This is a genomic window from Brevundimonas sp. AVps7, assembly GCF_058681545.1.
On sequence record NZ_CM178742.1, the window covers coordinates 180,205 to 193,104 of the forward strand.

At 67.6% G+C, this 12,900-nt stretch carries 15 protein-coding genes; 6 read left to right on the forward strand and 9 right to left on the reverse strand.

What is annotated here, in order from left to right:
* Positions 1-61 precede the first annotated feature (61 nt).
* A complete protein-coding gene (locus ACW17Y_RS00945) occupies positions 62-325 on the reverse strand; it encodes a hypothetical protein (protein WP_492036915.1) in 264 nt (87 codons plus the stop codon).
* A 154-nt stretch (positions 326-479) separates the two neighbouring features.
* Between ACW17Y_RS00945 and ACW17Y_RS00950 the strand changes: the two genes are divergently transcribed.
* The gene (locus ACW17Y_RS00950) at positions 480-989 is read left to right on the forward strand and encodes a cell wall hydrolase (protein WP_492036916.1); all 510 of its coding nucleotides are present in this window, start codon (positions 480-482) and stop codon (positions 987-989) included.
* Here ACW17Y_RS00950 and ACW17Y_RS00955 read toward each other — a convergent pair.
* A complete protein-coding gene (locus tag ACW17Y_RS00955) occupies positions 983-2,026 on the reverse strand; it encodes an oxidoreductase (RefSeq protein WP_492036917.1) in 1,044 nt (347 codons plus the stop codon). The genes ACW17Y_RS00950 and ACW17Y_RS00955 overlap by 7 nt on opposite strands.
* Positions 2,027-2,099: 73 nt before the next feature.
* Between ACW17Y_RS00955 and ACW17Y_RS00960 the strand changes: the two genes are divergently transcribed.
* Positions 2,100-2,882 (forward strand): cytochrome b/b6 domain-containing protein, encoded by a 783-nt coding sequence (locus ACW17Y_RS00960; protein WP_492036918.1) that lies wholly within the window; start codon positions 2,100-2,102, stop codon positions 2,880-2,882.
* On the forward strand, positions 2,879-3,634 hold the full coding sequence (locus ACW17Y_RS00965; protein WP_492036919.1) for a molybdopterin-binding protein: 756 nt from the start codon (positions 2,879-2,881) through the stop codon (positions 3,632-3,634). Before ACW17Y_RS00960 ends, ACW17Y_RS00965 begins: the two co-directional genes overlap by 4 nt.
* 22 nt (positions 3,635-3,656) lie before the next feature.
* On the opposite strand, the gene ACW17Y_RS00970 is transcribed toward ACW17Y_RS00965, so the two are convergent.
* The 3 genes from ACW17Y_RS00970 to xrtH all read right to left on the reverse strand — a co-directional run bounded on the left by ACW17Y_RS00970 (position 3,657) and on the right by xrtH (position 6,280).
* Positions 3,657-4,703, reverse strand: a complete 1,047-nt coding sequence (locus tag ACW17Y_RS00970; RefSeq protein WP_492036920.1) for a ribonucleotide-diphosphate reductase subunit beta — start codon at positions 4,701-4,703, stop codon at positions 3,657-3,659.
* A gap of 399 nt (positions 4,704-5,102) precedes the next feature.
* Entirely contained in the window at positions 5,103-5,744 is a 642-nt protein-coding gene (locus ACW17Y_RS00975; protein ID WP_492036921.1) for an exosortase H-associated membrane protein, read from the reverse strand.
* Positions 5,741-6,280: an exosortase H gene (gene xrtH, locus ACW17Y_RS00980; RefSeq protein WP_492036922.1), complete on the reverse strand. Its 540-nt coding sequence runs from the start codon at positions 6,278-6,280 to the stop codon at positions 5,741-5,743. The genes ACW17Y_RS00975 and xrtH overlap by 4 nt, the downstream gene beginning before the upstream one ends.
* A 225-nt stretch (positions 6,281-6,505) precedes the next feature.
* Here xrtH and ACW17Y_RS00985 point away from each other — a divergent pair, with 225 nt between their 5' ends.
* Both ACW17Y_RS00985 and ACW17Y_RS00990 read left to right on the forward strand, forming a co-directional pair.
* Positions 6,506-7,219 carry a glutathione S-transferase family protein gene (locus ACW17Y_RS00985; protein ID WP_492036923.1) on the forward strand — a complete coding sequence of 238 codons (714 nt, stop codon included), beginning with the start codon at positions 6,506-6,508 and terminating at the stop codon, positions 7,217-7,219.
* Between the two features lie 32 nt (positions 7,220-7,251).
* Entirely contained in the window at positions 7,252-7,629 is a 378-nt protein-coding gene (locus ACW17Y_RS00990; RefSeq protein ID WP_492036924.1) for a potassium channel family protein, read from the forward strand.
* Between the two features lie 2 nt (positions 7,630-7,631).
* Here ACW17Y_RS00990 and ACW17Y_RS00995 read toward each other — a convergent pair whose 3' ends face one another.
* A complete protein-coding gene (locus ACW17Y_RS00995) occupies positions 7,632-9,761 on the reverse strand; it encodes a response regulator (RefSeq protein ID WP_492036925.1) in 2,130 nt (709 codons plus the stop codon).
* Between the two features lie 100 nt (positions 9,762-9,861).
* Positions 9,862-10,428, reverse strand: a complete 567-nt coding sequence (locus ACW17Y_RS01000) for a TMEM165/GDT1 family protein (protein ID WP_492036926.1) — start codon at positions 10,426-10,428, stop codon at positions 9,862-9,864.
* Positions 10,429-10,610: 182 nt separating this feature from the next.
* Here ACW17Y_RS01000 and ACW17Y_RS01005 point away from each other — a divergent pair, with 182 nt between their 5' ends.
* Positions 10,611-11,072 (forward strand): hypothetical protein, encoded by a 462-nt coding sequence (locus ACW17Y_RS01005; protein ID WP_492036927.1) that lies wholly within the window; start codon positions 10,611-10,613, stop codon positions 11,070-11,072.
* Between the two features lie 254 nt (positions 11,073-11,326).
* On the opposite strand, the gene ACW17Y_RS01010 is transcribed toward ACW17Y_RS01005, so the two are convergent.
* Both ACW17Y_RS01010 and ACW17Y_RS01015 read right to left on the reverse strand, forming a co-directional pair.
* Positions 11,327-12,007, reverse strand: a complete 681-nt coding sequence (locus ACW17Y_RS01010; protein ID WP_492036928.1) for a hypothetical protein — start codon at positions 12,005-12,007, stop codon at positions 11,327-11,329.
* A 95-nt stretch (positions 12,008-12,102) separates the two neighbouring features.
* Entirely contained in the window at positions 12,103-12,867 is a 765-nt protein-coding gene (locus tag ACW17Y_RS01015) for a phosphatase PAP2 family protein (RefSeq protein ID WP_492036929.1), read from the reverse strand.
* Between the last annotated feature and the right edge of the window lie 33 nt (positions 12,868-12,900).

Consider the following 12,900-nt stretch of genomic DNA (forward strand, 5'->3'; position numbering starts at 1 on the left):
CGGGAATGAAGTTCCCGTCGCGGCGGCCAGAACCTGGCCATCGAAGCTCGGGCGGAGCCGCTCAGTCGAGCCCGTCTTCCGTCACCACGAAGGCGCGGCCCTCGGCGCGGGCGGCGGCGGCGAGCTCGTTCTGGACCAGATGCCAGCGACGCAGACGTTCGAAGTCGATCGTGTGTTCCGGCGCCGCGTCCAGCCAGTCGGAGAATGCGCGGCGGGCCTCGCGATATTTCGGGGCGGTGGGATCGGGCACCGGCGGGACCTGGGGCAGGCGGGTGGCGACCTCCGGCGGGATGGGGAAGTCGCCGGAACTCGTGGTGAGGATCATCGGGACAGCTCGCGGGGGAGGAGAACAATTCCCCCATTTAACCTCGCCCCGCAGCGGGACGCCACTTTTCGACGCGAACCGCGTTCCGGGAGATGCGCCGCCCTGATATGGCCAAGCTCCTGAGGCTGGTGTGGCGCGAGAGGGAACCGAGATGATGATCAGGACCAGAAACCTGGCGGCCTGCGCTGTCGCACTGACCTTCGCGCTGGCGGCCGGCGTGGCCGAGGCGCAAAAGCCGCCCGCGCAGACGCAGCCTGCGGATCGGGCCGATCAACTGCTGGGCCAGGCCGAGCCGGCCAGTCCGCCGCCCGTCAACGACGGCGAGGCCTACCGCCGGGCCGACGATTCCGAACAGACGCCGGAAGAGCTGCGCATCACCCAGGCGCTGAACGATGAGATCGCCTCGCGCAACCGGCTGGCCGAGAATCAGGAACGGGCCGATCAGGCCGCGTTCGAGGCCGAGCGCGCCAAATATGAGGCGACTGTCACCGCCTCGACCCAGGCCCAGCTGGCCTATGAAGAAGATGTTCGCCGGTCCGAGGCCGCGCAGAGGGCGTACCTGGAGGAACAGACCCGGTGGCAGGCCGATCGCGCCCGCTGGGAGGCCGATGTGCGCGCCTGTCAGGCCGGCGACCGGAGCCGCTGCGCCCCGCCGCGCTACTGATCGATCAGGACCTCCCGGCGAGTCTCGGCGCTGCGCAGGCCGGCGTCGAGGACCTCCATCACCGACAGAGCCTGCCGGGCCGTGACCGACGTCGGACCTTCGCCGCGCAGGGCCGAGGCGATGCCTGCATAGAAGGACTGGTAACGGCCGGCCGGGCCGGGAGCGAGGCTGCGTTTTCCGGTCTCGCCGTCGACGAAGGTCCCGGGTTTCGGATCGACGCCCCAGCCGGGGCTGCCCACGGCCATGCCGGCCTTTGACTGGTCTTCCTGAACGTCCAGGCCGGACTTGAGCCAGCTGCCCTTCGTCCCGTGGACAGCGAAACGGACGTCGGGGGCGGCGCACACCATGGCGGCGTTCAGGACGACACGCTTGTCGACGTAGCGCAGGACCGCGTGGACCCAGTCGGGCGTCAGGCCGCCGGGCCGCTGGACGGCGAGGTCGCAGGTGATGGCCTCGGGCGCGCCGAACAGGACCAGGATCTGGTCGACCAGATGGGGCCCGAGGTCCATCCAGACGCCGTCGCCGTCGTTCTCGCGCCAGCGGTCGCGGACCAGTGGGCGGTGGCGGTCGTAGTGGCTCTCGACCGTCACCACCTCACCGAGACGACCCGAAGCGAGTTCGGCCTGAAGGGCGAGGAAGTCGGCGTCCCAGCGGCGGTTCTGGAAGACGGACAGCAACAGCCCTTTCGCCTCCGACAGCTCGACCAGACGGCGGGCGTCGGCGAGATTCAGCGCGAAAGGCTTGTCGATGACGACGGCCTTGCCCGCGTTCAGGGCCGCCTCGGCCTGGGTCGCGTGAAGAGCGTCGGGGGTGGCCAGGACGATGAGATCGATCGCGGGATCGGCGAGGACGGTCTCGAAGCCGGGAACGGCGCGGGCATCGGGCCAGTCCGCGTGCAGGTTATCCGGCCGGCTCGTGACGACCGAATGTAACCTCAGGTCGGGACAGGCCGTAACCAGCGGGGCATGGAAGGTCTTGCCGGCATTGCCGTAGCCGACGAGGGCGACGTTCAGGGGCGCGTCTGATCGAGTGGACATGGCGTAACTTTAGCACGCCCGTTGCCGGGATGCGGGCTCCGTGGGAGGGTCGGGATGGACGGAGGAGCGGTCGATGACAGATGAGGCGGTCGATGCCCCTATCGCCAAGGTCGAGGTCGCGCGGCCGGATCGTCATGCGGATCGGCCGCTGTCCGGCGGTCGGATCGACACCTGGCGGCATCCGCTGACGGTGCGGTTGACCCACTGGCTCAACGTCCTGGCGATGACGATCCTGGTTATGAGCGGGATCAACATTCTGATGGCGCATCCGCATCTGTACTGGGGCCTCAAATCGACCTTCGACAGCCCGTGGATGAGCTTCCCGCTGGCGCCCGACTGGCTGATGGTTCCGATGCGGCGTGACTTGGGGGCGGCGCGGAACTGGCATTTCCTGTTCGCCTGGATCTTCGTCATCAACGGCCTGATCTACCTGGCCTTCATCGCGATCAGCGGGCGGTTGAAGCGGATGATCGCGCCTACGCGGGCCGACCTGGCCGACATCCCGCACAGCGTGGTCGAGCACGCACAGCTGAAGTTCCCGAAGGGCGAGGAGGCGCGGCGGTACAATGTGCTGCAGAAGCTGACCTATCTGCTGGTGCTGCTGGTGCTGTTGCCGATGATGCTGGCGACAGGGCTGGCGATGTCGCCGACGATGAACGCGGCCCTGCCCGAGCTGCTTTGGGTTCTGGGCGGGCGGCAGTCGGCTAGGACGCTGCACTTCCTGTCTGCTGCGGGACTGGTGGGGTTTGTCTTCGTCCATGTGGCCCTGGTCATCGTGGCCGGGTTCGCCAACAACATGCGCTCCATGATTACCGGCTGGTTCGTGATCGAACCCGGGAAGGAAGAGACGGAATGATCTCCCATCGACGTGGACTGATCCTGGGCGCGGGCGCCGCTCTGGCGCTGGGCGGATGCGACCGGGTGGCCGGCAGCGCAACCGGGCAATGCACGCTGAAGAAGGCCGAGCAGGCCAGCAAACGCGGGCAGCGAATGCTTGCCCGCGGGGCCCTTGCGCCCGAGTATCAAGAAAAGGACATCTCCAAAGACTTCCGGGCCAACGGCTCCGTCGATCCGGCGGCGTCCGACTATGTGGCGCTGAAGGCGAACGGGTTCCGGGACTACCGCCTGGTCGTCGCGGGGCTGGTGGAGCGGGAGCTGGCCCTGTCGCTGGAGGATCTGCGGCGGCTGCCGTCACGCACCCAGATCACCAAACACGACTGCGTCGAGGGCTGGTCGTCGATCGGCAAGTGGAAGGGGGCGCGCCTGTCGGCGGTGCTGGACCGGGCCGAGGTCAAGCCGGAGGCGAAATATGTCGTCTTCCACTGTTTCGACGCCCTGGATCAGACCGAGGAAGGCGACCGCTACTACGAGAGCATCGACATTCCGGAAGCTCGCCACGAACAGTCGATCCTCGCCTACGAGATGAACGACGAGATCCTGCCCATCAAGCACGGCGCCCCGATCCGGCTCCGGCTCGAACGCCAGCTCGGATACAAGATGGCGAAATATATCAAGCGGATCGATGTGGTCGAAAGCTTCGCCCACATCGCCGGCGGCAAGGGCGGCTACTGGGAAGACCGCGGTTACCAGTGGTACGCCGGGATCTGACTTCCGGCGTACCTCAGGGACGTCAGCCCGCGACCATGCTCATGTCGCGGCGGGCCATCATCTTGTCGAACTCGCCCCAGACGCCTTCGGCGCCGTGCCAGGCGCCGGTGGTGGCGGCCTTGGAGTATTCGGTGGCGCGGGCCTCGAAGAAGTTGGCGTGCTCCACGCCGGACAGCAGCGACTGCAGCCACGGCAGGGGGTTTTCCTTCACGCCGTAGAGCTCGGGCAGTTTGAGCTGGCGCAGGCGCCAGTCGGCGATGAAGCGGATGTACTGTTTGATGTCCTCGGGCGTCATGCCGTTCACCTCGCCGGCCTCGAAGGCCAGGTCGATGAACTTGTCTTCCAGACCGACCACGGTGCGGCAGCATTCAACGATGTCGTCGGCGACCGACGGCGTGACGCAGCCCGTTTCGGCGTTGAAGGCGTGGTAGAGCTTGATGATCCCGTCGCAGTGCAGGCTCTCGTCGCGGACCGACCAGGACACGATCTGGCCCATGCCCTTCATCTTGTTCTGGCGCGGGAAGTTCATCAGCATCGCGAACGAGGCGAACAGTTGCAGCCCCTCGGTGAAGCCGCCGAACATGGCCAGCGTCCGGGCGATGTCGGCGTCGGTCTCGACCCCGAACTGGCCCATGTAGTTATGTTTGTCCCGCATGGCCTCGTATTCCATGAAGGCGCCGAACTCGCTCTCGGGCATGCCGATGGTCTCGAGCAGCAGGGCGTAGGCCGCGATGTGGATCGTCTCCATGTTGGCGAAGGACGACAGCATCATCTTCACCTCGGTCGGTTTGAACACCCGGCCGTATTTTTCCATGTAGTTGTCCGCGACCTCGATGTCCGACTGGGTGAAGAAGCGGAAGATCTGCGTCAGCAGGTTGCGCTCCTTGTCGTTCAGGTTCGCCGCCCAGTCCTTGCAGTCCTCGCCCAGAGGGACCTCTTCGGGCATCCAGTGGACCTGCTGCTGCTTCTTCCACATGTCGAAGGCCCACGGATAGCGGAACGGCTTGTAGGCGGCCGAGGGGGTCAGCAGGCCGGCGCGGGCGGGCGTGATGATGGTGTGGGCGTTCATGGGGAGGGCTCGGAAAGCTGGGTCCCGGCCTGCGCCGGGATGAACGAAAGAGGGACTGGAGCCACTGAACTCCAGAATCGCGTCGAAAGCTACCTGTTGATGGTTAACGATCCCCAGCATCAACATCTTGTGTCGAACGGGGGATGGTTTTGTCTGGTCCGGACGAAAAATACCCTGACGAAACGGACGAAACTCGGCGCTCAGGTCGCTGCGCGGGTGATGAGGGATGCACGGATCAGTCTCGCCAGTATCCCCCCGTTTCATACCAGGGCGCGGATAAAGTCTCTCGTCAGAGCCGGGCCTTGAATTCAAAGGCGTCCTGGGTCGATCCGCGCATCATGTCGCGGCGATCGCATGCCTCCACGAGGAGGCCACGCTGCTGGAACCGACGCCGAGCGCCTACTCCTTGATCTCCGCGGCGAGGGTGCGCAGGGCGGCCGGGTTGAGCGTGGCCCACAGGAGAAGGGCCGTCAGCAAGGGGGCGATCGACTGGGCGACATAGCGGCCGATGATGACAACCTGGGCGGCGAAGGGATGCAGGGGCGGCTGGTCGGGCCGGGTGGTGATGGCCATGCCGGAGCCGGCGAGATCCGGGCTCAGCATGGGCGCCAGCTGGCCCCAGACCGTCATGGCCACGCAGACGCCGAAGACGAGGCTGAGGACGACGATCGAAATCCCCGCCGCGCGCCAGGGCCGCAGCGGGCGCGGCGGGGCGATCATGAAGGCGGCGACGAGGGGGAAGCCGAGCATCAGGCGACGCAGGTTCTCCTTTGCCACCGGATAGTCGATCGCCTGACCGGCATGGGTCAGGCGCGTGCCGATCGACCAGTCGCCGCCGTCGATGACGGTGATCCGGCCCGTCAGACCGAAGAGGCCGAGGATCAGCCCGACCAGCGGGCGAAGGATGCCGGCGACAATGTCGGCGCCCCAGAGCCACCAGAGCGGAAGAAGGACGACCAGGGACAGGCCGGCCCAGACACCGAAGCGGCGACGCGCGGCCTCTTCCGGCGTGCGCGCGGCGAGACGGGACATCAGGCTCATTCTGCGGCCTCCGGAGCGGCGGCCTTGGCGGCCGCCCCCTGCTCCTGGCGCGACTGCCAGCGGGTCCAGAAGAAGAAGACCAGGAGGCCTTCCAGCCCGATCATCGCGTCCCAGACATAGTTGTGGAAGAACTCGAACACCTCCTGGGACCCGCGCGACAGGTACAGCAGGCTGATGATGCGCAGGAGGTTCACGGCCTGGAGCGCGGCGACGCCTGCCGCTGCACCAATCAGGCCATAGCGAAGCTTTCCAGGGAAGGCGATGATGGCAGCGGTCAACAGGGCGCAGACCTCGACGGCGTTGCAGCCGGCCAGAACCTGAACCGCGCCGCGGCCGTCGGTGAACCGCAGGATGGCGCCCGCCGCCTCCACCCGAGGATCGAACAGGCCAATCAGGAAGGCGCAGGCGTGAACCAGCCCCTGGGTGAAGGGAGCCACGAACATCCGTTCGGCCCAGGGCGTCGCCAGGACACTGAACAGGGCGACGGTCAGGAGCAGGAACAGGCCGAGGTATCGGATGGCCGGAGATTTCAGCATTCAGTTCTGTCCAGAAAAACAGCGCCCCCCGGCGCCGCGATATCGCTTTTTCACGACCCGCTGTGCCGGGCAAGCGACCTGTCGGTGGCGCGACCGGGAACCGCACCCGACGAACGGGGGTTTTCCGGGCGGCCGGCCGGAGTCGGGGGTCCGGGTTTGCTGAGCGCCCTGCAAGGCCAACTCGCCCCGCCGTCACCCTCCGGGGGGCGGAGTTCGTCGTATAGGATGGGCGAAATACGGGAGGGGCCGATGACGGGCGAGTATCTGGTCTATGGGGCGGAAGGATCGGGTTCGCTGCCGGTCGAGGCGGCGCTGACCCTGATCGGGGCGCCATACCGGCTGGAGGAGATCGTCACCTACGCCTCCGAAGAGGAGCGTCAGCGGATGGCGCCGCACAATCCCATGCGCCAAGTGCCCATGCTGGTCACCCCGGAGGAAGAGAAGATCACCGAGAGCGCGGCGATCCTGATCTGGCTGGCGGAACGGCATCCCGAGGCGCGCCTGGCGCCGCCGCCGGGCGATCCGATGCGGGCGCAGTTTCTGCGCTGGATGTGCTTCATCCCGGCCGCCATCTATTCGATGTACTGGGTCCGTGACGTGCCCTCGCGCCTCGTCGGCGACGACCCGGAGGCGCAAGCCCAGATGGATCGGCGGACGCTGGAGCGGATCTCTGAATGCTGGGCGGTGATGGAGAGCCAGATCACGCCGGCCGGGCGGTTCCTGCTTGGCGACGAGGTCTCCGTGCTGGACCTCTATATGGCGGTGGTCAGCCGCTGGCGGCCGTTGCGGGCGAGGTTCCACGAGGTCGCGCCGCGACTGGGCGAGGTGGCGCGCAGGGTCGACGCCCTGCCCGGGCTGGCGGCGTTCTGGCCCAGGCGTTTCGCCTTTCGGGGCGACTATGACGACGCGGCGCCTTTCCCGGTCGATGCGGGACGATAAGGTAGGCGCGTCAATCACTTGAGGTCGTCCCCGTGAAACTGCTGATCCGCGCCACCAACAGTATCGGCGAGCTGCTGCTGGCCTATGCCGTCCTGCTGGTCGTCTGCGCGGGCCTGTATTCCATGTTCGAGCACCGGACCTATGGCGACGCCCTGTGGTGGGCGGCGGTGACGGCGACGACGACGGGTTACGGCGACATCTCGCCGACGTCCCTGGGCGGGCGGATCGTGGCCCTCGTGCTGATGCACGTGACCCTCCTGTTCATCCTGCCGCTGCTGATCGGGCGGGTGATCGGCGCCTTCATGGAGGACAGGCACCGGTTCACCGACGAGGAACAGCGCCAGCTGATGGCCGATGTCGCCGAGTTGAAAGCGCGTCTGGCGCGGGACGACACGCCCGGCCGGGACTGAACCTAGGCCAGCGCTTCGTCGAGCGCCTCAACGTTTGCGCCCATAACGGCGTCGATGGCGGCGAACAGACTGGCGTGGGTCAGGGGCTTGGCGACGTGGCCGTTCATGCCGGCGGCCAGGCAGCGGGCCGCGTCCTCGGGCATGGCGTCGGCGGTGACAGCCAGGATCGGAGTGTGGGTGTGATCGCCGCCGAGGGCGCGGATGGCCCGGGTCGCCGCCAGGCCGTCCATGCGCGGCATCCGCACGTCCATCAGGATCAGGTCGAAAGGCGAGGCCGAGGACATTTCCACCGCCTCGACGCCATCGACGGCCTCGAAGATCTCGCAGCCGAGCGGAGCCAGCATCAGTCGGGCGACTTCCCGGTTGGTCGGATGGTCGTCGACGATCAGCACACGGGCCGCGCCGTCGGTCTCGGCGATGGCCGGATCGCCGACCTCGGTCGTCGCGTCCTCTTCCGCCAGCTGCAGGGGCAGGCGGACGACGAAGGTCGAGCCGTCGGACGAGGTGCTTTCCAGCTCGATCTGGCCGCCCATTGCCCGGGTCAGGCGACTTGCGACGGCGAGGCCCAGACCGCAACCGACATGGGCGCGGCTGATGGAATCGTCGGCCTGGACGAAGGCGTCGAACAGGGCGGGGATCAGGTCGGGACAGATGCCGGGGCCGGTGTCGGCGACCCGGAAGACCGTCAGGGGGCCTTCGCGCTCGATGCTGACGACGATCTCGCCATGGGTCGTGAACTTGACCGCATTGGACACCAGCCGGTGCAGGATCTGGCGCAGGCGGCGGTGGTCGGCGAGCACCGGGGCCTCCGCGCCCGGCAGGATGCGGACATGGATGGGCAGGCGTTTGGTGGCGGCGCTGTCGCGGCTGGCGGCGGCGACCTGGGCCAGCAGTTCGGTCGGGTCTGTCTTTTCCAGACCGGCGCCGGCGTCGCCCTGCGACACCTCCAGCAGGTCCTCGACCAGGGTCAGCAGGGCCGCGCCGGATCGCTGGATTTCCTCGACCTGATGACGGGCCTCCCGAGGCAGGCCCGATCGGCGAGACAGGACCTCGGCAAAGCCGACCACGCCATGAAGAGGTGTCCGCATCTCGTGGCTCATCAGGGCCAGGAAACGCGACTTCGCGGCGTCGGCGGCTTCGGCCTGACGCCGCGCAGCCTGGGCGGCGATCGTGCGGCTCTCCAGCCGCACGATCATGCGCCGGCGCTCGGACACGATCGTCGAGACCGGCAGGGCGACGACGATCAACGTCAACAGGAAGCCGTAGAAGACGTTCAGCTGACGGACGAGGTCGGGGAGATGAGCCAGCTCCTGATCGGTGGTGAGCCGCTGAAGCGTGACCGGGCCGTAGCCTTTGAGCGTGGCGAAGCCGCCGATCAGCGTCACGAGCAGGATGGCCAGGGCCGAACCCGTCGTCGAGACGCGGAAGACCAGCAGCAGAAGAGGCGGGAAGATCAGATAGGTGATCGGCAGGCTGGACTGACAGAAGACGACCAGGGTCGTCGCGGTGAGCAGGCCGAACAGGGCGATGGTCTCCTTCACGCCTGCCACCTCGCCGGTGTCGGCGAACCGGTGGCGGCGGGCCAGCAAGAGCAGCGTCGGGGTGATGGTCAGCAGGCCCAGGGCCTCCATCGCGAAATAGCGCTGGAATGTGAAGGCGTAGAGGCCAGGCGAATAGTTCTGCACGACGCCGGCCACGCTGACGATGACGGCCGTGCATATCAGGACCGCGGGCGCCACGGCCCCCACGGCGAAGCGCAGCAGACGGCGGGGGCGACGCAGATCCAGTGCCGCGCCGCAAACCCGGCGTGCCAGAACGCCGGCGATCAGGACCTCGGCGAGGTTCAGCACGGCGTTGAGCCAGAAGAAGGGCATAGGGTCGCCGCGCAAGACATTGCTGGCGAGATTGATCACGAAACAGGCCGCCAGGACGGCGATGGCCTTGCGTCGACGCAACTGAAGGAAGGCGGCCAGCAGGATGCCGTTGGCCGGCCACATCACGATCGCGTCGAACTGCTGCGCGCTCCACATGCCGATGAGGAGACTGGCGCAGAACAGCGCGACATAGGCCCAGGCCGGCGGTCCGGCCTCACGTCCTGTTTCGTGGCGGAAGACCCGCCAGCGACCTTGCATCAGCGTTTTCCCCTGCCACGCCATGGGTTGGTCATGCCACAGGAGGGTTAATGTATTGGTGGCCGGACGATCCGTAGTTGCCCGTAGTCAAGCTTGGTCGTCAGGCGGCCAGCAGCACCCAGAGCCCCGTGGCGGCGAAGGCGGCGGCCGCGGCCATGCGGATGTATTTCAGCGGCAGACGCTTCGCAGTCGCCTCGCCCAGCAGGACCGCCGGGCCATTGACCAGCATCATGCCGAGGGTTGAACCGATCACGACCAGGGGCAGGGTCTCGAACCGGATGGCCAGGCCGGCCGTGGCGATCTGGGTCTTGTCGCCCATCTCGACCAGGAAGAAGGCGGCGGTGGTGGTCCAGAAGACGCCGGCGAAGGTCTTTTCCGATCCCTGTTCGTCCTGGACGTCGAGGGTGTCGGGGATCAGGGCCCAGACCGCGAAGCCCAGGAAGGCGAAGCCGACGATCCACCTCATCCAGGGTCCGTCGAGGTACTGGGCCGCCAGGGTCCCGGCCAGTGCGGCGAAGGCGTGGTTCAGGAGGGTGGCGGCCAGAATGCCGAGGATAATGGGCGCGGGCCGCCGCCAGGTCGCCGACAGGGCGATGGCCAGCAGCATGGTCTTGTCCCCGATTTCCGCCAGGGCGACGAGCACGGCCGAGGTCAGAAAAGGTTGCAAGGCGATACCAGAAACGGTCGGCGCGTGTAGCGGCCGCCACACTGGGAAGCAAGCGCGACGGTGGATGGTAGACAGTTCGAAAAGGTTAATATAACGCTGATTAGGCGGCTCGCCCGCCCCTTTCAGCGTTCGCCTGTGAGGGGAAATAGCGAGGTCTCGCAAGGACTTGAGGGGAGCTGAACATGGATCCGATCACATCGATCGTGGCCGCCATGCTGATCTCCGGCGCCGCGGCGCCGGCGGACGGCCATGGCTGTCCCGAAGCGCCACACTATGGCGACATACCGTGCTCCTGCACGCGCGTCGTCGACTTCTACGGCCCCTGGACCGGCGGCGGAGCCGGCTGGCCGGGACCGGGGGGCTGGGGCCCGCCGATCAACAATCCGGGACCCGCCATCCACGTCGGTTCGCCGGGCGTTCGCGTGATCGGTCGCCCGATCAACGTCGCCGGCCCGACCATCTACATCGACGGACCGCCGGTCTATGTCGACGCGCCGCCGATCCGCATCGCGCCGGCCCAGATCTACGTCCAGCGTCCGGAAGTTCACGTCCGGCCGTCGGAAATCCTGGTCGAGCCGCCTGAAGTCCACTTCTCGGACTGCGCCGACGGCACCACCTGCACCCCGGTGACCCCGGGTCACTGAGCCGACAGGCACTGAAATGACGAAGGGCCCCGGCGGAAACGCCGGGGCCTTTTTTCTTGCCCGCGTTTCCTTCGTCATCCTCCGGCAAGCCGCCCCTTGGCGGCGCAGACCGGGGGCCCCGGCGGCGCCGAAGGCGATCTGTTTAGCCAGGGTGTCGGAAGCAGAGGCAAGCGCGTCAGGTTCGCGCTCCCGCGCGCCGCCGGGGCCACCGGTCCGCGCGGCTGCGCCGCTTGCCGGAGGATGACGAAAGGGGGTTAGTCCTCGTCGGCTTCGTCGACCTTGGCGGCAGCGTCTGCTTCAAGGGGCGTCGGCGCCGGAACGACCGCTGCGGAGTCCGGGCCGGTCGAGGCGGCGGCCGGAGCCCTGCAGTAGTCCCGCGTCTCCCGGGCCAGCGCCATGTAACCGCCGTCCAGCGCGGCCTTGACCGCGGCGTCGCAGTCATCGTCGCTCAGCAGTCGGGTGACCTCGCGGCGGACGGCGAGATAGGCGGCCTGCTTGTCGCGCAGGGTGCGGGCGGCGCGCCGGTCGTCGGGCAGGCAGAGCGACATCCAGCCCGCGTCGGCGCAGCGAGAAACCAGTTGCGCCTCGCGCTCGGTCAGGACGCCGGTGTCGATCGGCTGGATCGGGCCGGGGTCGGCGACCACCGGGGGGGCGACGGGCGGGCTGACCGGCGGCGTGGCGAGTTCGGTGATGACCGGCGCAAGCGGCAGGGTTTCGGGCGAGGCTGCTTCCGGGCCCGATCCGCTACCCAGCACGACGGCGGGCGCATCGGCGACAATGTCGGTTCCGGGGACCGGGACGATGACGATGTCCGGCACGGCGTAGCGGCAGACATAGCGGCCGTTCTCGAGGGCGCAGGACTGCAGCGTGGCCTGGACAGCCTGGGTCTCGACCACGGCCGGGACGGAGAGCAGGGCTAACATCAGGCCGATCATCGAAGCCTCCTGCCGCAGAACCGGGTAGATGAAAGCCCGGGCGGACGGTTAACGCGGATATTAACCCTTTCGGCGGGAACAGACCTAGTGAAATCTCAGGTCTCGGCGAGCGCTGTTTCGTCAGGGGCGGGCGGGTCGTCGACGAGATGGGCGTGGTGGCGCGTCTGCCTGCGTTCGACCGCATAGCTGACCAGCCAAAGCGCCATGGCCCAGGCCGCGCCGACACACCAGCCGGCCATGACGTCCGAGGCCCAGTGGGCCCCGAGATAGACGCGCGTCAAACCGACCGTGAGGGCGAAGACCATGCCGACGCCGAGCACGTAGGCCTTGAGCCGACGCTTGGGGAAGGCGCGGGTCATCAACACCGCGACGGTCAGGTAGAAGACCGTGGACAGTAGGGCATGACCGGACGGGAAGCTGGCGTTCAGCGTCTCTACCGCCTGATAGGCGGCCGGCGGCCGCTCGCGTTCGAACAGGGCCTTGAGGCCTTCGCTGAGGCCGACGCCTCCAGCCAGCCCCACGACCAGCAGCAGGGCCGACAGCCGCTTCCTGAGGATCAGAAGCATGCCCAGGGCGACGACGGCGAACAGCGTCAGGACGGCGATGCCGCCCAGGGACGTGAGGTCGGCGGCCGCTTCATGCAGCCACCAGGGGCCGCGCGGCTGACCGGCGATCGGCTGCATCCAGTGCAGCACCGTCTGATCGAAGGCCTGGCCGTCCGCTTCGGTCATGTCGTCGGCGATCTCGACGAAGGTCATGATCCCCAGGGTGATGATGGCCAGGGCGCCTAGGGCGGCGAATTCGGCGCGCGCGACGGTCAGGGCGCGGCGCAGAAAAGGGACGAGATCGGAGGATTGCATCCGGTCGCTAACGGCCAAGCTGGGCTGTCGTTC

What these genes read in the sequence shown, in the direction of transcription:
- ACW17Y_RS00945 (WP_492036915.1), bottom strand. Translation starts at nt 325, where the DNA reads ATGATCCTCACCACGAGTTCCGGCGACTTCCCCATCCCGCCGGAGGTC.
- ACW17Y_RS00950 (WP_492036916.1), top strand. Translation starts at nt 480, where the DNA reads ATGATCAGGACCAGAAACCTGGCGGCCTGCGCTGTCGCACTGACCTTC.
- ACW17Y_RS00955 (WP_492036917.1), bottom strand. Translation starts at nt 2,026, where the DNA reads ATGTCCACTCGATCAGACGCGCCCCTGAACGTCGCCCTCGTCGGCTAC.
- ACW17Y_RS00960 (WP_492036918.1), top strand. Translation starts at nt 2,100, where the DNA reads ATGACAGATGAGGCGGTCGATGCCCCTATCGCCAAGGTCGAGGTCGCG.
- ACW17Y_RS00965 (WP_492036919.1), top strand. Translation starts at nt 2,879, where the DNA reads ATGATCTCCCATCGACGTGGACTGATCCTGGGCGCGGGCGCCGCTCTG.
- ACW17Y_RS00970 (WP_492036920.1), bottom strand. Translation starts at nt 4,703, where the DNA reads ATGAACGCCCACACCATCATCACGCCCGCCCGCGCCGGCCTGCTGACC.
- ACW17Y_RS00975 (WP_492036921.1), bottom strand. Translation starts at nt 5,744, where the DNA reads ATGAGCCTGATGTCCCGTCTCGCCGCGCGCACGCCGGAAGAGGCCGCG.
- xrtH (WP_492036922.1), bottom strand. Translation starts at nt 6,280, where the DNA reads ATGCTGAAATCTCCGGCCATCCGATACCTCGGCCTGTTCCTGCTCCTG.
- ACW17Y_RS00985 (WP_492036923.1), top strand. Translation starts at nt 6,506, where the DNA reads ATGGGCGAAATACGGGAGGGGCCGATGACGGGCGAGTATCTGGTCTAT.
- ACW17Y_RS00995 (WP_492036925.1), bottom strand. Translation starts at nt 9,761, where the DNA reads ATGCAAGGTCGCTGGCGGGTCTTCCGCCACGAAACAGGACGTGAGGCC.
- ACW17Y_RS01005 (WP_492036927.1), top strand. Translation starts at nt 10,611, where the DNA reads ATGGATCCGATCACATCGATCGTGGCCGCCATGCTGATCTCCGGCGCC.
- ACW17Y_RS01010 (WP_492036928.1), bottom strand. Translation starts at nt 12,007, where the DNA reads ATGATCGGCCTGATGTTAGCCCTGCTCTCCGTCCCGGCCGTGGTCGAG.
- ACW17Y_RS01015 (WP_492036929.1), bottom strand. Translation starts at nt 12,867, where the DNA reads ATGCAATCCTCCGATCTCGTCCCTTTTCTGCGCCGCGCCCTGACCGTC.